Consider the following 18,743-nt stretch of genomic DNA (forward strand, 5'->3'; position numbering starts at 1 on the left):
GCTTTTGTCCGATGGGTGTGCAACGATTGTTGTGTAGCGACTGCTCAACTGAGGAGCCGGATGCGGGAATTCCGCACGTCCGGATCTGTGGGAACCACGGGTGAGCAATCACCCGTGGTCACCCGGCCGCAGAAGGCGCGGTCAAAATTGCACATCCCAAACTGGACGGAGTGTAAGTGTGGTTGGCTTGAGCGACTGGCTGGATCTGCAGCGGTTGGCGACGGCTTTGGTGATGCCGCTGCCGCTGGGGTTGCTGATCGCGCTGTTTGGCCTTGTGTTGGTGTGGCGGTTGCGATGGCTCGGGGTGCTGGGCGTTGGCTTGGGCTTGGGGCTGATTGGGGTCTGCGCGCTGCCGGTGGTGGCTGACGGGTTGCTGGGCCGTTTGGAGTCGGCGTATCCGCCGCAGGCCGCGGAGGCGTGCGCGCCCGCGGATGCCATCGTGGTGTTGGGCGGGGCGGTGCGCCCGCGTCTGATCGCCGACGTCCGAGCGCGCTTGCATTGGGGTTCGGATCGGGTCTGGGAGGCCGCGCGGCTGTATCACGCCGGTTGTGCGCCGCTGGTGGTGGTGAGCGCCGGTGGCAAGATCGTGCCGCCGATCGCCGAAGTGGAAGCCGAGGCGATCGCCGGGCTCTTGATCGAGCTTGGCGTGCCCAGGTCGGCGCTGCGTCTGGAGCGCGCTAGCCGCAATACCTTGGGCAACGCCCATTTCAGTCGTGCGCTGCTGTCGCCGACCGGGGCGCGACGGGTGCTGCTAGTGACCTCGGCTTGGCATCTGCGCCGGGCGGTCGCGCTGTTCGAGCGCGTCGGGCTCGAGGTGGTGCCGGTGGGGGCGGATTATCGCGCCTTTAGCCGCTGTCGTGGGCTGCGCTGCTGGGTGCCGAGTGCGGAAGCGCTGGAGGCGAGCGGGCTGGCGGTAAAGGAGTATCTGGGGTATCTGGTGCAGGTGCGATGGCGGTAAAGGAGTATTTGGGGTATCTGGTGCGGGTGCGTTGGCGGTAAAGGAGTATCTGGGGTATCTGGTGCAGGTGCGATGGCGGTAAAGGAGTATTTGGGGTATCTGGTGCGGGTGCGTTGGCGGTAAAGGAGTATTTGGGGTATCTGGTGCGGGTGCGTTGGCGGTAAAGGAGTATTTGGGGTATCTGGTGCGGGTGCGTTGGCGGTCGTGAGGCTCGCTCCGATAACGGTTGCCGGTATTGTCGAACAGGGTTCTAAAGCGTGCTCTCCGTCATTCCGGTCCTTTTCCACTACGTCATTCCGGTCCTTTTCCCCTACGTCATTCCGGCCGGGAAGCCGGAATCCAGCGCAGGGAAAGCAACCTCACAGCAGGCCCTGAGCAGCAGGCCCCAAAGCTCAGCAGGAACCGCCCGCTCACCATCCCTGGCCTGGGTCCCGGCTTCCCGGCCGGGAAGACGGCGGCGTGGCTTGAGATGACGGAGGCATGGCCCGGGACGACGGAACCATGGGCTGAGACGACAGAATCCTAGAGGCTCATCCGATGACCCGCCGCCCAGCTGTCTACATCCTCGCCAGCAAACGCAACGGCACCCTTTACATCGGCGTCACCAGCAACCTGCCAAAGCGCATCTGGGAGCATAAGCACGATTTGGTCGAGGGTTTCACCAAGCGCTACCGAGTCCATCAACTGGTCTGGTACGAGCGACTCGATAGTATGGAAGCCGCGATCCAACTCGAGAAGCGCATGAAGGGGTGGCGACGCGAGTGGAAGCTGCGCGCTATCGAAGACATGAACCCGACTTGGCGCGATCTGTTCGAGGACTTCTCTGCTGGTGATTGAGCCCAAATGACTAGCCTCTCCCTCAGCGATAAATTTCCCCCGGAGGTCAACGGCCCAGCCTCGCGCGCTCTTGACTTCCAGATCTTTCGGTTCAGGCTAAGAAACTGTCCATCAACTTCTTCCCGTTTTGCGGGCCAGCGTTGGGTGATCACCGGGAAGTAGAAAATGGACAGCCACTAAACGAACCACATTGCTGTACAGTTTGATTCAGCAGGCTCTGCGTGCGGCGGGCGTCACGAAAACGCTCTACATCCAGATTCTGGACTCGGATCAGGCCGGCGTGGTCGCGGCCTGTAATGGCTACCTCGAGACCCCTTCGATGAGCACAACTGCGTCGTCTCCATCGAGCGCCTGGGCCCGGCGCACCCTGCTACGGCTGCGTGCATGGCCACCGGCAGAGTCGGCTGCTGTGCATCGCTACCGGCAGATTCGGCTGCTGTGCATCGCTACCGGCAGATTCGGCTGCTGTGCATCGCTACCGGCAGATTCGGCTGCTGTGCATCGCTACCGGCAGATTCGGCTGCTGTGCATCGCTACCGGCAGATTCGACCGCAAGGCGCTGAATGCGCGCGCCAGCGGCTGATGCGGTCGCGCTCTAGGGGGCGGCGGTCAACAGATCGGCGAGCTTGAACGCGGCGGCGAGGGCGACGAGGCTGCCGCAGAGCCAGTAGGTCTCTAGTGATCTCTTGCTGCAGGCGCAGCTCGGTCTGTTGTCCGATCGCGTCTTTACAAATCTTCATAGCATCAGTATATGCGTAAATACTAAACTATCCTTACTTGGTCGAGACTTTGGGTTATCCGGCCCTGAATGTATGAAACGGATGTATGAAACGGAGGTAGTTTTATGTGTTTCGATGCGTTGACGATTGGCGGTTTGCTCGTTGCAGTGGTCAGTGGCGGGTTCTTGGTCGGCGTGGTCTCGCACAATGACCGATCCGCCTCCCAAGCGCCTGATGCGCGCCATGGCGAGCGAAGCGAAGGCGCGTAGTCCCCGGCTAGCCGTGGGCGCGTGCGCCCGCAGTGGCGAAGGGGCGTAGACCCGAAGCCGCGGAGGGCGTATGCAAAGCGCATCCCACACGGCTTCAAGCTATTAGCCCTCACTCACTTGGTGGCTGTCCATTTTCTACTTCCCGATGATCGCCCAGCTATTGTCCCGACTTATGTGATCCGGACACCAAGAAGCCGCCAGATACTGGAAATAAGCGGCTCCTCCGTCTGGATTAGTCCCGGCGGAACAATATGGCCCGTAAATCGGGAAGAAGTTGATGGACAGCTTCTTGGTACAGCCTGATGAGTTCGAAGGGGCCGCCGAGCTCTGCAACAGCCGCGCGGCAGGAGTAGTGTCCCGACTGATGTGATCCGGACACCAAGAAGCCGCCAGATACTGGAAATAAGCGGCTCCTCCGTCTGGATCAGTCCCGGCGGAACAATAACACCCACTCATCAGAACCGGTTCTGGGCAGCAAGCCTCGTTGACCGCCGCGATGGAAGCACACCCCGTCCCGGCGGTCTCTTTTTGCGGTCGGGAGACGGCGCCGGCGGCATCGCAAGCAGGTCGCGATGGCCGAGCGCGATCTCCGATGCCACCAGTGTCTCAAGGGGTTGCTGACAGAATGACTATTCCCCCCTCCTTGTGCCTCGTGCGTATTTCGGCCCATCGTGACCAGCCATTCCGGAAACCGACCGGAAATCGGTCACGCCGAGATCGGAATCGGCGGTCACGTTCGTCGGAATAGGCACCTCGCTGGCCAATTCCCGATCAGGCACGCGGGACGCACCCTGGCGGCCCGCCCAACTGCGGTTTCTATACTGCATCCAGTTTGGGATGTGCAATTTTGACCGCGCCTGCTGCGGAAAAACGACGTTCCTGTCTCTGGACGCGGTTTAGAAGCTGTCCATCAACTTCCCGATTTACGGGCCAGCGCTGGGCGATCATCGGGAAGTAGAAAATGGACAGCCACTTAGGTTGAAGCGGACGCCGTTTGGTACCAGCCGTAGGTGGCCTCGATGCCCTCCACTAGACCAATCTTCGCGCGCCAACCCATCGCTGCCAGTTTCGAGACGTGTAGCAGCTTGCGGGGTGCGCCGTCGGGCTTGGTGGGATCGGTGACGATGCGACCGCGGAAACCGGTGACCTTGGCGATCAGCTCGGCCAGTTCCCAGATGGCGATGTCGACGCCGGTGCCGATGTTGATGTGGCTGCACATGGGCCGGGTGTATTCGTCGTAGACCACTTTGGGCTGGTTGAGGACGAAGAGCGCGGCGTCGGCGAGATCGTCGACATGCAGGAACTCCCGGCGGGGTGTGCCGGTGCCCCAGATGACGACCTCGTCAGCGCCGCTGCGGGCCGCTTCATGGAAGCGCCGGATCAGCGCCGGCAGCACATGCGAGTGCTCGGGGTGGAAGTTGTCGCCGGGGCCGTAGAGGTTGGTGGGCATGACGCTGCGATAGTCGGTGCCGTGCTGGCGGTTGTAGCTCTCGCAGAGTTTGATGCCGGCGATCTTGGCGATGGCGTAGGGCTCGTTGGTGGGCTCGAGCGGTCCGGTGAGCAGGACCTCCTCGGCCATGGGCTGGGCGCAGTACTTGGGGTAGATGCAGGAACTGCCTAGGAAGAGCAGGCGTTTGACCCCGGCGGCGAAGGCCTGGTGGATGACATTGGCCTCGATCATCAGGTTGTCGTAGATGAACGCCGCCGGATAGTCGTTGTTGGCCTGGATGCCGCCGACACGGGCGGCAGCCAGGATCACCACGTCCGGCGCTTCGGCCTGCATGAACGCGCGCACGGCGGCTTGATCGGTGAGGTCGAGCTCGGCATGACTGCGGGTGATGAGCTCAACGCCAACGCCAGCTGTCCGACGCGCCTCGAGCTGCCGCACAATCGCCGAGCCCACCATGCCACGGTCGCCGGCGATATAGATTCTGGTTGGCTTGGTGCGGGACATGACCTAAGTCCTCCATTGGTACCGGCGTTTCCAGGCCGTGGGCCTTCAGTAGCGCATGGCGCCGCGCGATGCGCAGATCCTCTTCGACCATCTCGGTGCACATTTCGCGTGCGGTCATCTCGGGGGCCCAGCCCAGCTCTCGCTTGGCCTTGGAGGGATCACCGAGCAGTGTCTCGACCTCCGCCGGGCGGAAGTAGCGCGGGTCGATGCGCACGATGACGTCACCGGGCTTGACCGCGGGCGCCCGCTCATCGATCACCTCCGCGACCACAGCGCATTCCTCGAGCCCCTCGCCCTCGAAGCTGAGAATGAGCCCTAAGTCCTGCGCCGCCCAGCGAATGAAATCGCGCACCCGGTGCTGCTGGCCGGTGGCGATGACATAGTCCTGCGGGATGTCCTGCTGCACCATCAGCCACTGCATGCGCACATAGTCACGGGCATGGCCCCAGTCTCGCAGGGCGTCGATGTTGCCCATGTACAGGCAGTCCTCTAGGCCCTGGGCGATGTTGGCGAGCCCGCGGGTGATCTTGCGAGTGACAAAGGTCTCGCCGCGGCGCGGGCTCTCGTGGTTGAAGAGGATGCCGTTGCAGGCGTAGAGCCCGTAGGCCTCGCGGTAGTTGACGGTGATCCAATAGGAGTAGAGCTTGGCCACCGCATAGGGGCTGCGCGGGTAGAACGGCGTGCTCTCGGACTGCGGTGTCTCACGGACCAGGCCGTAGAGCTCCGAGGTGGAGGCCTGGTAGAAGCGGGTCTTCCGCTCTAGCCCAAGGAACCGGATTGCCTCCAACAGCCGCAGCGTCCCGAGCGCGTCGACATCGGCCGTGTACTCTGGCGCCTCGAAGCTCACCGCCACATGGCTTTGCGCACCCAGGTTGTAGACCTCATCGGGCTCGACCTCGCAGAGGATGCGGGTGAGACTCGAGGTGTCGGTGAGGTCGCCGTAATGCAGGTGCAGTCGGGGATTGGTCTCGTGCGGGTCTTGGTAGATATGGTCGATACGCTGGGTATTGAACTGGGAGGTTCGGCGTTTTAGGCCGTGCACCTCGTAGCCCTGCTCAAGCAGAAACTCGGCGAGATAGGACCCGTCCTGACCGGTGATGCCGGTGATGAGTGCCCGTTGCATAACCTCATCCTAGGCGGTCGCGCGGCGCCAGAACTGGGGCAGTTTCTGGACGTTCTTGAACATCAATGTGCTCAGCCCGCCGACCCGATTGGCCCGCAGGGCGCGAAGGTCCTCCCACGACTTCCGGGCGATATTGGTCAGCGACCGATTACTTGCGCCGCCGGTACGCATCCGGGTGAAGACGCGCGGCATGTATGAGACCTGATCATCGGGCAGGTGGGTCAGGACGCGCAGCATGAAGTCGTAGTCTGCGGCGATGCGGTAACTCTTATTGAAGGGGCCAAACTGCTCGTAGACCGAGCGGCGCAAGAACAAGGTCGGATGCGGTGGCATCCAGCCGCGACGGAGGTTGATCGGTTCGAAGTTTCCTGCACGCCAGTAACGAATGACGCGGTCGGTATCCTGCTGCGAAACGTATTCGAGGTCGCCGTAGACCGCGTTGATATTGGGGTCAGAAAAGGCCTCGGCGATCCCGCTCACGACATCCTCCGCGGCAAAGAGGTCGTTGCTGTGGAGCAGCCCGACAACCTCGCCGCTCGCCATTGCAATTCCTTTGTTGAGGGCATCATAGATGCCGGCATCCGGCTCACTGACGATCACGCGCTGGTTGTCGTGTCGCGATCTCAACAGCTCCAGTGTTCCATCACTGCTCTGATTATCGATAACGATATGCTCGATATCGCTATGTGATTGGTTGTCTAGGGAGTCGAGGCAATCAGCAAGGGTGCTCGCGCAATTATAGGTTGCGGTGATAATCGAGATCTTCATGGTTCAAGAGTCCTGCAGCATAAGTGGTCTTTACCCTGCCGAGACCGAGGCTGAAGCCAGAACCTCCGACAGGCGTGATGGCGTCTGACTAGACGGCTTGGCGGTATTCAGGTGTTACCTGACAGGAGCGGAGATAATCGAGCTGCAGGTCGCTGCTCGTGCGCACGAGGATTTCATTGCCGTGCGGATCGAGGATCTTTTCTTCCTCTGGGTCGAACAGGCTATCTTTCAGGTATTTCGCACGTAATGCGGCGACCACCTCGTCTTTATCGACGAGGTTGATCTGCTCAAAGGTGCGTCTTGCGTAGAAGAGGCGGGACCGATGAAAGTGGAATTCGGTGCGCAACTTGTAGCCGGCGCGCTTGAGCCGGTAGAAGAGCAGGTGTTCTTGGGGGGTATAGAGATTGAGTTCAGGCTCGCCGAGGGCTTTCAGTAGATCGTCGGGTGTGCAGTCGAATTGAATCCCCGGGTAGGGCTTGATGATGGCGCTTGTCCGTTTGGGCATGCGCATCACAGAGGCTTCGCATAGGGTCTGATAAACGGCTGAATCATTCTGGACAACCGCCAGATCGCCTGCGCTCGGTTCTCCTGTTCGTGACCTCGAGCGCGAATGACCGTCGAGCAACTTGCCTAACGTAGCTAGCATGGGATAACTCCCTATCTGTTTCAGTTTAAGCCATTTGGTTCCAGCGGCTGCTGAAGCGTCAGTCAAACTGATCGACAGGTCATGAGCAAGCAAGTTGTAATGAAGATTGATGTAGTGAAAAAGAAGAAGTATGAAGACTGTGAAGTTTTATGAAGAACCTGAAGATTTATGAAGAGAAGCCGGTTTGAGCTCAACCGAAAAGATGAAGAAGGATTAAGAATCGAGGGGCGATCCCGTAATGAAGAAGTATGCAGGGATGTTGCGCCTTCCGGGTGAATCGACGATGTTAGTGCCGACGAGTGATCACGGCCGTCGAGCGGGGGGTTGTATCCGCTTGTGTCCGTGGTCCAATCGCGTGGTCCAATCGGTAGGCAGTGCGATGGATGACTCAGATGACAGACGAACCCTGTGCACCGATGAGTCGGCGCTTGTCATTGAGGTGGTCGCTGCTGGTATGAGCGGGCGGAGAGCCGATGCCGAGTCAGGGGCCGCCCCTGAGGTCACTGCATGCGAAGGCTTCGGGCAGGACTGCCACGATCAGGCAGCCGAGGCACAGGCGCGTCTTGCCGCGATCCAAGAGACGAGTCGTCGGGTCGCTGCGATGCAGAGCTCGATTGCTGAGGACATGCCGAATCTGAGGCGGTTGTTCGGCACGGCCACCTTGGTTGCACCGGTCGGTCGACAGCAAGCCTTGCAGGGATCGATCGACGAATCTGACACTGAGGTGGAGCAAGCAGATGCGCATCCTGATCTATCTACCGGTGATCCATACCGCGGAAGACCTGGGGGGGCTGACGGGCGCCGTCGCTGAGGTTGCTGCGGATCGCGTCACCGCGACAGCCGCGGGTCGTGGTGCGGGAGATGCCGCGCAGCAAAAGCGCGCGCAAGGAGAGGCCGCACGACAGGAGCGCATCAAGCAGGTCTGGGATCAGATCGAGAAGGTGATCACGGCACTTCCAGTCGGCTCCTCGGGCTGGCGGCTGTATCAGGATGGGTTGCCGATCTGCGGCCGGGAAGCGGCCATCGTGGACGAGCTCGCGGCCGGTGGCAGTCGTAATCATCAGCTGCTTCAGCAACTGATCGGGCACGGCGCCGAGCTCATGGGGACCGAGCCGCCGGACCTGCTGGTTGAAGAGTATCTATTGCAGAAAGAGAAGCTGAATGCGAGCGGGCCGGAGCAGTCGACCCTTCTTATGGCGTCTGTGGACTTGTTGAACCGTCGGGATGCGGCGATTGGCGAGCGTATCAATCAAACGCTGCAGGATGGCGAGGTCGGGATTCTCTTCATCGGCCTATTGCATGATGTCGAGACCTATTTGAATCCCGACATCAAACTCCGGTATCCGATTGGCAAACCTGGTGCGATCCGCAGTCATGTGACGCTCAAGTGAGGTTGAGTGCTTGAGATGGGTATCGACACAGGTTTCAGTGGGACGCCGTTGAAGGTCTTGGTCGTGGATGATGACCATGATCTCTGCGACATGCTGAAGATCGTGCTGAGCCGTAGCGGCTTCGAGGTGCTGACGGCGCATGATGGGAATGCCGCATTGCGCAACGTGAGCCTGCGTACGCCTGATGTGGTGCTGTTGGATGTCAAGATGCCCGCTATGGATGGGATGCAGGTCTTGCGTCGCCTTCGCGACAGTCATCCGATGTTGCCGGTGGTGATGATGACCGCCTTTGCCGGGGTGACCCAAGCAGTGGATGCGATCAAGGCGGGCGCATTGGATTATCTCCCGAAGCCATTCGACAATCGGCATGTTGTCAGCGTGCTCAACCAGGCTGTCGAGCAGTTTGGCAGGACCCTGGTCACGCATGGGGGTGCTGAGGCCGCTGATGCCGAGGACAAGGGTGCGACGGCCTTGCTGCGTTACCTCAGTACGCGGATGGGCGGCAGTGCCGCGGTTCGCGCGCTCGCGAGCGAGATGGCGACCGTCGCCGCGACCGATTTCTCGGTGGTGATCCAGGGCGAGACCGGCACGGGCAAGGAGCTGGTCGCGCGCACCCTGCATGATTTCAGTACGCGGGCAGCGGGTCCATTCATCGCGCTCGACTGTGGCGCGATCCCGGATACGCTGCTCGAAAGCGAATTGTTCGGCCATGAGAAGGGCGCCTTTACCAGCGCCGATAGCCGCAGCATTGGCAAGGTGGAGGCGGCGCAAGGCGGCACGCTGTTCCTCGATGAGATCGGCAACATGTCGTTGCAGGCGCAGGCGTCGATGCTGCGGGTGCTGCAGGAGCGGGTGGTCTATCGCGTCGGTGCTCAGCAGGGCATTGCGGTCGATGTGCGGGTGCTGGTTGCAACCAATGAGGATCTGCAGCGGGCGGTTGCTGAAGGCCGCTTTCGCGAAGACCTCTGGTATCGGCTCAATGAGTACCAGCTCTTGGTCCCGCCGCTGCGTGAGCGTGGAGACGACATCCTGCATCTGGCCGAGCGCTTCCGCCGTCAGGCCGAAACGGATCTGCTGCGACCGGTTCCGGAGTTCTCCGCTGCGGCGCAGGCACAGCTACAGACCTATGAATGGCCTGGAAATGTCCGTGAGTTGAGGGCGGTGGTGAGGCGGGCGGCGCTCTTGGCCGAGGAGCGGATCGAGGCCGAGCATGTCATCCTCCCAGTTCGGGACGGCGCGAGTGCTGATGCATTGCCGGCAGATGAGGGGTCGCTCCCGGTGGGTGAGCGCTCGATGCGCGATATCGTTTTTGAAAACACGCAGCAGTTGGAACGTGCGATCCTCGTCAAGGCGCTCGGTTTGGCAAGAGGCAATAAAGCCGAGGCCGCGCGGCTGCTGCAAGTCGATTACAAAACGGTGCACAACAAGATCAAGCGATTTGGTTTGCAGGTGTAAAGAGCTGAGTGATGAGCGATAAAGACCAAAGTGGCCTCGGTATTGAAGGGGTGTTGCGTGGTCTCGGTGACTTGGTCGATAAGCTGGGTCATCTTGCTGAGACCGGAGAGCAGCTGAAACGCAGTGGGCAATTCGATCTACAGTCTGAACAAGGTAAGGATGTGAAAGCGGTTTATGGCTTCTCGGTCAGGGTGGGTGCTGCTGGCGATGGCACCGCGGCGGCGGAACCGAAGGTCGAGCCCTTCGGCAATGTCCGCCGTGATGAGAAGACCGGTGTCTCGGTGGTGCAAGAGGTGACCGAGCCGATGGCCGACGTATTCGATGAGGGCGACCATATCAAGGTGGTCGTCGAGCTGCCGGGCATCGGCAATGACGATGTCCGACTCGATCTCCGGGACGACATCCTGGTGGTCGAGGCCGAGCGCGGGGAGAAGAAATATCGCAAGGAGATCCTGCTGCCGCGGGCCTGCGACGCCGCTCACCTGCAATCGAGCTGCCGCAACGGCATCCTTGAGGTGCGGTTGGCCTGATGCGTGATCCATTGAAGCTTAGGGTGGCCGAGGCGCTGGCGAAGGACGTCGGGCGCGGGTATGCGCGGCTCGATCCGGCCGATATCGGCCGGCTGGGCCTTGAGCTCGGCGAGGTCGTGTGCATCAAGGGCTCGGCGTCGAGCGTCGCCAAGGTGATGCCCGCCTATCCGGATATGCGCGGGCAGCACCTGATCCAGCTGGATGGGATCACGCGCAAGAATGCCGGGGTCGCGATGGACGAGCAGGCGCTGGTCGAGGCCGTGCCGTGGCAAGCGGCGCGCCGCGTGGTGCTGATCCCGACCACGGTGACGCCCGGCAAGCGCGATCTCGACTACATCGGCAGCCTGTTGGATGGGCTGCCGGTGGTCAAGGGCGACCTGGTGCGCGCGTCGCTGTTCGGCAGCCGTTCGGCCGATTTCTCGGTCGCCGACTGCGACCCGCGCGGCGCGGTGGTGATCAATCCGACCACCTCGCTGGTGATCGGCAAGCGCAGCGAGGATGCGGCGACACCGACCACGACGCTGACCTACGAGGATGTCGGCGGGCTGCGCAACCAGGTCCATCGCATCCGCGAGATGATCGAGCTGCCGCTGCGTCATCCGCAGATCTTCGAGCGGCTGGGGATCGATGCGCCCAAGGGGGTCTTGCTGCATGGCCCGCCGGGCTGCGGCAAGACCCTGATCGCACGCATCATCGCCCAGGAGAGCGACGCCAACTTCTTCAGCGTCAGCGGCCCGGAGGTGGTGCACAAGTTCTACGGCGAGAGCGAGGCGCATCTGCGCAAGATCTTCGAGGAGGCCGCGCGCAAGGGCCCGAGCATCATCTTCATGGACGAGATCGACGCCATCGCGCCGCGCCGCGACAAGGTGGTCGGCGATGTCGAGAAGCGCATCGTGGCGCAGTTGCTGGCGTTGATGGACGGCTTGACGCGGCGCCAGAACCTGATCGTGATCGCGGCGACCAATCTGCCCAATGCGATCGATCCGGCCCTGCGCCGGCCCGGGCGCTTCGATCGCGAGCTCGGCATCCCGATCCCGGACCGCGATGGGCGCCTCGAGATCCTCGAGATCCATAGCCGCGGCATGCCGCTCGATGACGATGTCGCGCTGCCCCAGTTGGCCGAGATCACGCACGGCTTCGTCGGAGCGGATCTCGAGGCGCTGTGCCGCGAGGCGGCGATGAGCACGCTGCGCCGGGTGCTGCCGGACATCGGTCTGTCGCTCGATGAGATGCCGATCGACCGCCTGGCCGGGGCCACCGTCGGCATGGACGACTTCATCACCGCCTTGCGCGAGGTGGAGCCCTCGGCCATCCGCGAGCTGTTCGTCGAGGTCCCGGATGTCGGCTGGAAGGACGTCGGCGGCCTGGACGCCATCCGCCAACGCTTGGTGGAAGCGGTGCAGTGGCCGCTGAGCTATCCCGCCTTGTTCGAGCAGGCCGGGGTGCGGCCGCCCAAAGGCTTGCTGTTGGCAGGTCCGCCGGGCGTCGGCAAGACCATGATCGCCAAGGCGATCGCCAACGAGAGCGGGGTCAATGTGATCGCCGTCAAGGGGCCGGAGCTGATGTCGCGCTTCGTCGGCGAGTCCGAGGCCGGGGTGCGGGAGCTGTTCCAGAAGGCGCGGCAGGCGGCGCCCTGCATCATCTTTCTGGATGAGGTCGATGCGGTGGTGCCGGCCCGCGGCGCGGGCGCGACCGATTCCCATGTGGCCGAGCGGGTGCTCAGTCAGTTCCTGGCCGAGCTGGATGGATTGGAGGAGCTCAAGGGCGTGTTCGTGCTCGGCGCCACCAATCGTGCCGATCTGATCGACGCGGCGATGCTGCGCCCCGGCCGCTTCGACGAGGTGGTCGAGATCCCGCTGCCGAACGAGGCTGATCGCCGGGCCATCCTCGATGTGCACCTGCGCGATAAGCCGGGTAGCGAACTCGTGAACATCGACCAGCTGGCAGCCGGCACGGCCGGTGCCAGCGGTGCCGATCTGGCTGCCCTGTGCAATCGCGCGGCATTGCGGGCGATTCGCCGCGCGGTCGCCGAGGACAGCGGTGACCCGGGGGCGGTGACGGACGTGCGGCTGGAGACCGACGACATCGAGTGCGCGACCGCCGAGGTGCTCGGCGATCTGGCGCATCGGCCCCGGCAACTGTGCTAGCCATGTGCGTGTGCCCATGACGACCGATGCCGCGCTCGAACCGGCAGCCGACGAGGCGCTGTATCTCTACTGCGTCCTGCGCAGTGCCGGCGCCATCACGCTGCCCGATGCGGCGATCGATCCGGCGCGGCCCGTGGCGGCGCTGGAGCACGCTGGGCTGACGGCGGTCGTGAGCCCGGTGCCGCTGGCAGAGTTTCGCGGCCCGCAGGGCGAGCAGAATCTCGCCGACGTCGGTTGGCTGGGGCCGCGCGCGCTGTGCCATGAGACCGTCATCGCGCATTTCCTGCCGCAGGCGGCGGTGTTCCCGCTGCCGTTCGGCACCCTGTTCTCGTCTGTCGCGGCGCTGCGGCAGGAACTGGATGCACGCCGGGGGCAGATCGAGGCGGCGCTGGAGCGGGTGCAGGACTGTCGCGAGTGGGCGGTGCAAGGGGTGCTGGAGCGCGAGCAGGCATTGGATGCGCGCGAGCAGGAGGCGATCGCGACGGGGCGCTATGTGCCGGCCGCATCAGCGGGCCGCCAGCACCTGGAGAAGAAGCGCCTGCGCCGCGCGCTGGAGCGTGATCTCGAGGCCTGGCTGTCGGCGCGGACCGCCCCCCTGGCCGATACCTTGTATCGCGCATACGCTGGTTTCACCGAAAGGCGCGTCCTGGCCGGGCAGGGGCTGGCGTTCAACTGGGCGGTGCTGGTCCCGAGCCCAGACACCGAGCGGTTCCTTGGTCTCATCGATGACGCGCGTGCGCAGCATGCGGCAGCGGGATTGCAGATCGTCTGCAAGGGGCCCTGGGCTGCGTACAGCTTCTGTGGTGAGCTGCTGTGAGTTCGGCCATGAGGGTCATGCTCTACTGCGTCAGCGCCGCTCAGGACGGGCTGGCGAGATCGGCCTCGGCGGGTCCTGCGCCGTCGGCTGGTCCCCTGCAGCCGGTTACGAGCCATGACCTGACGGCTTGGGTCGGCCCACCGCCAACGAACCTGGAGAGCACGGAAACGGCCTTGGCCTTTGGGCGTGTGATCGAGGCCTATCACGAACGGATGACGGTCATCCCGATGCGCTATGGCTGCCTGTTCGATGATCCCGATGCGGTTGCCGCGCATCTAGGTGCCCATCAGGGTCAGTATCAGGCGGTGCTGGCCGAGCTCGATGCCTGCGCTGAGCTGAGTCTGCGCATCCCGATTGGGCACTCGGCCGCGCAAGCCGATCCCGCCACGCAAGCCGTTGCCGAGCAGACCAGCGGCCGGGCCTATCTGCTGCAGCGCCAACGGGCGCTGTCGGCCGAGCAAACCGCCGTGCATCAAGCCGAGGCCCTGGATCGGCAGCTGGTTGGCCTCGTGCGTCGGCGCGAGATCGAGGCCGGTTCCTTTGCGGGCCAGGCGATGGTGTCCGTGCACTACCTCGTGCCACGCCCGCGGGTCGCGCAGGTCACCGCGGTGCTGCGCGCGGCATCTGCTGACGCTGCAGCACGGCCTGTACCGAGGGCATGGCAGTTGAGCGGCCCTTGGCCACCCTATCATTTCGCGGCGCTCGCGGATCTTTCCAGCGAGAAGTGACTGTTCGATGATGCCTTTCTGTAACAGAGACGGACATTTTCGGTGTGGTTACGAGCAGCTCATGGATGGGATTCCCTCATCGGTGCTGCTGCTCGATGAATCGCTGCGTATCACCATGGTCAATCGGCATTTCTTGGAGAAGACCCGCCGCAGCAAGCGCAATACGCTGGGGCAGTTCATCACCGATGTCCTGCCGCCTGAAATCCTGGATCATGCCGGAGGGGTTCAGCAGCACATCGAGCAGGCGCTGCGCAGTGGCGAGGCCCAACCCGGCAATCGCATCGGCTATCGTGCTCCGGGTCTTGCCCGGCGGGTCTATTATTATTCGGTCATCCCCTTGCCGCGTCATGACGGCTCACAATGGGTGATGGTCTTCATCGAGGACGTCAGCGAGCAGGTCCGGCTTGCCGAAGAGGTCCGTCAAGCCGAGCGGCGCCTGGCGTTGGTCGTCGAGAGTGCGAGCGACATCGTCCTCTCAACCGATAACGAGGGCCATATCCTGACCTGGAATACGGCTGCCGAGGCGTTTTTCGGCTTGTCGTCCGCTGAGGTCTCCGGCCGCTGGTTCGCGGATCTCTGCTCCGGGCAGGACTGCCAAGAGGCTGCTAGCAAGCTCTTGGCGCAAATCAAACGCGGTATCCATTCATTGACCGCCGAATGGCAGTTGATGGCCGGCGACGGGCAGTCACGCCTGATCTCTTGGGTGTTCTCGGCGATGCGCAACGATTACGGCGAGGTGATCGGTGTGGTCGCGGTTGGGCGGGACCTGACCGAGCGCCGGGAGTTCGAGAAGCAACTGCAGCGTTCGCAAAAACTGGCTGCGCTCGGTGTGATGGCAGGCGGTATCGCCCATGAGGTTCGCGGCCCGCTCTCGACCTGCTATTCGGCCGTGCAGTTCCTCGAGGAAGCGGGTCTCGATGAGGAACTACGTGAACAGTGTATCGAGAAGATCAGGGGCAGTGTCCTAAAGGCCTCCTATATCATCGAGAATCTGCTGCGTTTCGCTCGGCCGGCCGCCGATGATGAAATGGTCGAGACCGATCTGTGTCAGTTGTTGCAGGAGACGGTCGACCTGGTGGCCAATCAGGCCAAGGTGCAGCAGGTCCGTCTCAGCCTGAATCGGCCACCCTGCCCGCTGCCGCTGCGTGCAGTGCCCAATCTGTTACAACAGATGTTCTTGAATATGTTTCTGAATGCCATCAATGCGATGCCGGACGGCGGTGAGCTCCGGGTTGATGTGCATCCTGACGACGACCAGGTCTGCGTCGACATCGTTGATACCGGTATTGGCATCGCCGAGCAGGATCTGCCCAAGATCTTCGACCCCTTCCATACGGCGACGAAAGGCCCCGAAGCTGTGGGCCTGGGGTTATCCATCTGCCATTCGATCGCCCGCCGACACCTCGGGACGATCCATGTCACCAGTGAGCTCGGAAAGGGAAGTACCTTTCGTGTCGAGCTCCCTATCACCTGACGCGATGCAGTGCCCTCACCTCGTTGAACAGGCTTTCCATACTGGTCATCGATGATGATCCGGATATCTGTTGGGCCATCGAAAGGCTGGTGCGTTCCCGCGCCCACCGGGTGACCTGCGTCAATACCGGTGCTGAGGCGCTCGCGCGACTGCAGCACGAGGCGTTCGATCGCATCATCCTTGACGCCAAGCTGCGTGATACGAATGGCATGGAGCTGCCTTCGCGAATCGATCGGATTGCCCCGGGTGTTTGGATCGTTCTGGTTTCCGGTTATTACTATGCCGATGATCCTGCCGTCCTGGCGGCGCTGGAGCAGGGCCTGATTCGGCGATTCGTCGCCAAGCCGTTCTCGCATCAGGCCTTGCTCGATGCGCTTGCGGTGGAAGGCGAGGGCCAGCGCGCTCAGGCGGCGATTGAGGTTGGTTAGGCCAATCGGGAGCGGTTGCCATAACTGGGGAAACCGTTCCATGGATAGTCGATCAGAATATTATTGGATGCTTGATATTTGGCAATCGCTTGGCTCCTTGCGTCTCCGTAAATCAAAGTGTTAGCGATTGGCTGCGCAGTGATGAAAGTTGGCATCCGGGTTGCTCTCTCTATCCGTGACAGTGCAGCCGCACTGTCCAATCAGATGTGTTGTCACGCATAAAGGAGTAGTTCAATGGCAAACGTTGCAAAGTCCACCGATTCCTCGAGCCTTGCCGAAGTTGTCGATCGCGTCCTCGATAAAGGCATCGTTGTCGATGCATGGGTGAAGGTGTCGCTGGTCGGCATCGAGCTGCTGTCGGTTGAGGCCCGGGTCGTGGTGGCATCGGTCGAGACCTACCTGAAGTACGCCGAGGCCATTGGCCTGACCGCGACGGCAGCGACACCTGCCTAACGCGATTGGAGCCTAGGGGCCTGACCGTCCGGGTCAGTGCCCCGGCCAGTCTCGTCCGTCGTATCAACGGCGGCGGGGCTGGAGAGCGTTGCACTGATCTGAGGAGACCGACGATGGGCAAGATTCTCGACGAGATGACGCAATTGCGCGATGAGATCGACCGTGCGCGGAGCGCGCGAGCGCAGGCGCACCAGCGGCGTGCTCAGGACCTCGGCGAACAGGCCTCGAATGTGAATGACCTGCTCGCTGGCTTTGCGCGAGCGCGGGCCGCGCAGGGCGACGCGGACCGAGCGGTACGGCAGCGGTTCCTGGCCGGCCTGGCGCAGGACATCAACGAGCTGGACGCGGGCCTGCGGGCGATGCTGCAGGGGTTCCAACAGATGCGGGCCGAGCAGGCGGCGGCGGATGCCGCGAAACGCCGTGCCGAGGTCGACGCCATTGCCGAGGACATGCGCGGTACATTGGCGGACTTCAAACGGAGGATGATCGCGTTCCGTGCCGATTACGCGGCCGCAGCCTCTCAGCAGGCCGCGGCGCGCGCCGATTTCATCGCCCAGAGCAAGCAGGAGGTCAGCGGCCTGATCGCCGGCTTCGAGCAGGCACGCCGTGAACAGGCAGCCGCTGGCGCCGAGGCGCGCCGGGCGGCCCTCAGCGCACTGAGCAACGAGGTGGCCGCGATCCAGGACGCCGTCGCTGAAGACCTCTCGGGTGTCGCCCAGCTATTCGCAGCGCGCGGCGTGGCGCAATCGGGCGAGCGGTCGCGGCCGAGGACGCGCAAGCAGCCCGAGACCAGCGCTGATGCAGCTGCCGAATCAAACCCCTGGGCGGCCTCGGAGGTCGCAGCAAGCGCTCAGGACGCCGAGCCGAAAGCGAAAGCGTCTGCAACCGCCGGCGGCAAGGCAAAGAAATCCGGTCCGAAACGGTCCTCGGATAGCTCTGAGAACGCCTCCTGATTCGGGTCTGCTGTTATGACCGTGGAAAGTCTTAGTCAAGCTCAAGCTGTCGATTCCAGCGACAACGATTCTGTCCTCCCAGAGGCCAGTGACACCTTCGTCACGACGCCCTATGTCGAAGAGGTCACTGGCCGCGCGTTGGCCTATCTGCGCGCCGGCTACCCGGTGCATCTGGCCGGCCCGTCCGGTACCGGGAAGACGACGATGGCGTTTCATTTAGCGGCCCTCTGGGGCCGGCCGGTGACGCTGATCCATGGCAATGACGAGTTCAGTGTCTCGGATCTCATCGGCACCAATGATGCCGGTTATCGACGGAGCAAGGTCGTCGATAATTTCATCCATTCGGTGGTCCGCACCGAGGAGGAGATGCGGCAGATGTGGGTCGATAATCGGCTCACGACGGCATGCCGGAATGGCGACACGCTGATCTATGATGAGTTCAATCGCTCCCGACCCGAGGCCAACAACGTCTTGCTCTCGGTGATGTCGGAGGGAATCCTGAACCTTCCGGGGCTGCGTACCGCCGGTGAGGGGTATTTGGATGTCGGCGGTGATTTCCGCGCCATCTTCACCTCGAATCCGGAGGAGTATGCGGGCACCCACAAGACGCAAGACGCATTGGCCGATCGGATGATCACGATTCGGCTCGACCCACCTGATCGGGACACCGAGATCAAGATCGTCAAATCCAAATCCGGACTCGATGAGATCGAGGCGGGCCATATCGTCGATATCATCAGGGAGCTGCGTGGAACGGGTGAGAACAAGACCCGGCCAACCCTGCGCGCCGGGATTGCAATGGGCAAGATCCTCAGCACGGTCAGTGGCCAGGCGCGCTTTGGCGATCGGCTGTTCCATCATATCTGCTATGACATCCTGAGCACCGAAAGCGCCAAGGTGCTGCATGATGGGCAGTCTGTCTTTCGGCAATGGGTGGACGATGTGATCAAGCAGGTGTGCCCGCCGTCCGGCGTGCAGCCAGCTGATGGGTCAGATTCGTCCAAGGTGCTCGAGAAGGCGCAAAGCTTTTGGCATCAGAGCTGATGCGGATAGGGGTGAATGATGGCCGTCAAGACAACGCGTCCGCCACGTT

At 62.5% G+C, this 18,743-nt stretch carries 17 protein-coding genes and 1 pseudogene; 14 read left to right on the forward strand and 4 right to left on the reverse strand.

All coding sequences use genetic code 11. From position 1 onward, the window contains the following. Positions 1 to 178: 178 nt before the first annotated feature. From CKO40_RS20450 to CKO40_RS20460, 3 genes are all read left to right on the forward strand, one after another. Positions 179 to 958 (forward strand): ElyC/SanA/YdcF family protein, encoded by a 780-nt coding sequence (locus CKO40_RS20450; RefSeq protein ID WP_200348305.1) that lies wholly within the window; start codon positions 179 to 181, stop codon positions 956 to 958. Positions 959 to 1,495: 537 nt separating this feature from the next. Beyond that, the gene (locus CKO40_RS20455; protein WP_200348306.1) at positions 1,496 to 1,795 is read left to right on the forward strand and encodes a GIY-YIG nuclease family protein; all 300 of its coding nucleotides are present in this window, start codon (positions 1,496 to 1,498) and stop codon (positions 1,793 to 1,795) included. Between the two features lie 190 nt (positions 1,796 to 1,985). After that, positions 1,986 to 2,378, forward strand: coding sequence for a hypothetical protein (locus CKO40_RS20460; protein ID WP_200348333.1), 393 nt, complete (start codon positions 1,986 to 1,988; stop codon positions 2,376 to 2,378). 1,378 nt (positions 2,379 to 3,756) lie between these two features. Here the strand turns inward: CKO40_RS20460 and fcl are convergent. From fcl to CKO40_RS20480, 4 genes and pseudogenes are all read right to left on the reverse strand, one after another. Beyond that, positions 3,757 to 4,737: a GDP-L-fucose synthase gene (gene fcl / locus CKO40_RS20465; RefSeq protein ID WP_200348307.1), complete on the reverse strand. Its 981-nt coding sequence runs from the start codon at positions 4,735 to 4,737 to the stop codon at positions 3,757 to 3,759. Positions 4,738 to 4,762: 25 nt separating this feature from the next. Continuing rightward, positions 4,763 to 5,860: pseudogene (gmd, locus tag CKO40_RS20470) on the reverse strand (GDP-mannose 4,6-dehydratase); the annotation flags it as partial. A 9-nt stretch (positions 5,861 to 5,869) separates the two neighbouring features. After that, a complete protein-coding gene (locus CKO40_RS20475; protein WP_200348309.1) occupies positions 5,870 to 6,628 on the reverse strand; it encodes a glycosyltransferase family 2 protein in 759 nt (252 codons plus the stop codon). An 88-nt stretch (positions 6,629 to 6,716) separates the two neighbouring features. Further along, the gene (locus tag CKO40_RS20480; protein ID WP_200348310.1) at positions 6,717 to 7,274 is read right to left on the reverse strand and encodes a hypothetical protein; all 558 of its coding nucleotides are present in this window, start codon (positions 7,272 to 7,274) and stop codon (positions 6,717 to 6,719) included. A gap of 737 nt (positions 7,275 to 8,011) precedes the next feature. Here CKO40_RS20480 and CKO40_RS20485 point away from each other — a divergent pair. The 11 genes from CKO40_RS20485 (at position 8,012) to gvpN (ending at position 18,694) form a co-directional block, all read left to right on the forward strand. Next, positions 8,012 to 8,665: a hypothetical protein gene (locus CKO40_RS20485; RefSeq protein ID WP_200348311.1), complete on the forward strand. Its 654-nt coding sequence runs from the start codon at positions 8,012 to 8,014 to the stop codon at positions 8,663 to 8,665. Positions 8,666 to 8,680: 15 nt separating this feature from the next. Then, positions 8,681 to 10,120, forward strand: coding sequence for a sigma-54-dependent transcriptional regulator (locus CKO40_RS20490; RefSeq protein ID WP_200348312.1), 1,440 nt, complete (start codon positions 8,681 to 8,683; stop codon positions 10,118 to 10,120). 11 nt (positions 10,121 to 10,131) lie between these two features. Further along, on the forward strand, positions 10,132 to 10,650 hold the full coding sequence (locus CKO40_RS20495) for an Hsp20/alpha crystallin family protein (RefSeq protein ID WP_207173776.1): 519 nt from the start codon (positions 10,132 to 10,134) through the stop codon (positions 10,648 to 10,650). Next, on the forward strand, positions 10,650 to 12,797 hold the full coding sequence (locus CKO40_RS20500; protein ID WP_200348314.1) for a CDC48 family AAA ATPase: 2,148 nt from the start codon (positions 10,650 to 10,652) through the stop codon (positions 12,795 to 12,797). The genes CKO40_RS20495 and CKO40_RS20500 overlap by 1 nt, the downstream gene beginning before the upstream one ends. Positions 12,798 to 12,813: 16 nt before the next feature. Then, positions 12,814 to 13,614 carry a GvpL/GvpF family gas vesicle protein gene (locus CKO40_RS20505; protein WP_200348315.1) on the forward strand — a complete coding sequence of 267 codons (801 nt, stop codon included), beginning with the start codon at positions 12,814 to 12,816 and terminating at the stop codon, positions 13,612 to 13,614. Positions 13,615 to 13,622: 8 nt separating this feature from the next. Continuing rightward, positions 13,623 to 14,342 (forward strand): GvpL/GvpF family gas vesicle protein, encoded by a 720-nt coding sequence (locus CKO40_RS20510; protein WP_200348316.1) that lies wholly within the window; start codon positions 13,623 to 13,625, stop codon positions 14,340 to 14,342. 61 nt (positions 14,343 to 14,403) lie between these two features. Beyond that, a complete protein-coding gene (locus CKO40_RS20515) occupies positions 14,404 to 15,816 on the forward strand; it encodes an ATP-binding protein (protein WP_200348317.1) in 1,413 nt (470 codons plus the stop codon). 23 nt (positions 15,817 to 15,839) lie between these two features. Continuing rightward, on the forward strand, positions 15,840 to 16,244 hold the full coding sequence (locus tag CKO40_RS20520) for a response regulator (RefSeq protein WP_200348318.1): 405 nt from the start codon (positions 15,840 to 15,842) through the stop codon (positions 16,242 to 16,244). 234 nt (positions 16,245 to 16,478) lie between these two features. Then, on the forward strand, positions 16,479 to 16,697 hold the full coding sequence (gvpA, locus tag CKO40_RS20525) for a gas vesicle structural protein GvpA (protein ID WP_200348319.1): 219 nt from the start codon (positions 16,479 to 16,481) through the stop codon (positions 16,695 to 16,697). A gap of 113 nt (positions 16,698 to 16,810) precedes the next feature. Beyond that, the gene (locus CKO40_RS20530) at positions 16,811 to 17,650 is read left to right on the forward strand and encodes a hypothetical protein (RefSeq protein ID WP_200348320.1); all 840 of its coding nucleotides are present in this window, start codon (positions 16,811 to 16,813) and stop codon (positions 17,648 to 17,650) included. A gap of 15 nt (positions 17,651 to 17,665) precedes the next feature. Continuing rightward, positions 17,666 to 18,694 (forward strand): gas vesicle protein GvpN, encoded by a 1,029-nt coding sequence (gvpN, locus tag CKO40_RS20535; RefSeq protein ID WP_200348321.1) that lies wholly within the window; start codon positions 17,666 to 17,668, stop codon positions 18,692 to 18,694. Positions 18,695 to 18,743 lie beyond the last annotated feature (49 nt).

Source organism: Halochromatium glycolicum (assembly GCF_016584085.1).
GTDB classification, from domain to species: domain Bacteria; phylum Pseudomonadota; class Gammaproteobacteria; order Chromatiales; family Chromatiaceae; genus Lamprobacter; species Lamprobacter glycolicus.

Bases quoted from the DNA above. Each gene is read 5' to 3' on its own strand.
- CKO40_RS20455 (WP_200348306.1), top strand. From the start codon at position 1,496: ATGACCCGCCGCCCAGCTGTCTACATCCTCGCCAGCAAACGCAACGGC.
- fcl (WP_200348307.1), bottom strand. From the start codon at position 4,737: ATGTCCCGCACCAAGCCAACCAGAATCTATATCGCCGGCGACCGTGGC.
- CKO40_RS20475 (WP_200348309.1), bottom strand. From the start codon at position 6,628: ATGAAGATCTCGATTATCACCGCAACCTATAATTGCGCGAGCACCCTT.
- CKO40_RS20480 (WP_200348310.1), bottom strand. From the start codon at position 7,274: ATGCTAGCTACGTTAGGCAAGTTGCTCGACGGTCATTCGCGCTCGAGG.
- CKO40_RS20485 (WP_200348311.1), top strand. From the start codon at position 8,012: ATGCGCATCCTGATCTATCTACCGGTGATCCATACCGCGGAAGACCTG.
- CKO40_RS20490 (WP_200348312.1), top strand. From the start codon at position 8,681: ATGGGTATCGACACAGGTTTCAGTGGGACGCCGTTGAAGGTCTTGGTC.
- CKO40_RS20495 (WP_207173776.1), top strand. From the start codon at position 10,132: ATGAGCGATAAAGACCAAAGTGGCCTCGGTATTGAAGGGGTGTTGCGT.
- CKO40_RS20500 (WP_200348314.1), top strand. From the start codon at position 10,650: ATGCGTGATCCATTGAAGCTTAGGGTGGCCGAGGCGCTGGCGAAGGAC.
- CKO40_RS20505 (WP_200348315.1), top strand. From the start codon at position 12,814: ATGACGACCGATGCCGCGCTCGAACCGGCAGCCGACGAGGCGCTGTAT.
- CKO40_RS20510 (WP_200348316.1), top strand. From the start codon at position 13,623: ATGAGGGTCATGCTCTACTGCGTCAGCGCCGCTCAGGACGGGCTGGCG.
- CKO40_RS20515 (WP_200348317.1), top strand. From the start codon at position 14,404: ATGGATGGGATTCCCTCATCGGTGCTGCTGCTCGATGAATCGCTGCGT.
- gvpA (WP_200348319.1), top strand. From the start codon at position 16,479: ATGGCAAACGTTGCAAAGTCCACCGATTCCTCGAGCCTTGCCGAAGTT.
- CKO40_RS20530 (WP_200348320.1), top strand. From the start codon at position 16,811: ATGGGCAAGATTCTCGACGAGATGACGCAATTGCGCGATGAGATCGAC.
- gvpN (WP_200348321.1), top strand. From the start codon at position 17,666: ATGACCGTGGAAAGTCTTAGTCAAGCTCAAGCTGTCGATTCCAGCGAC.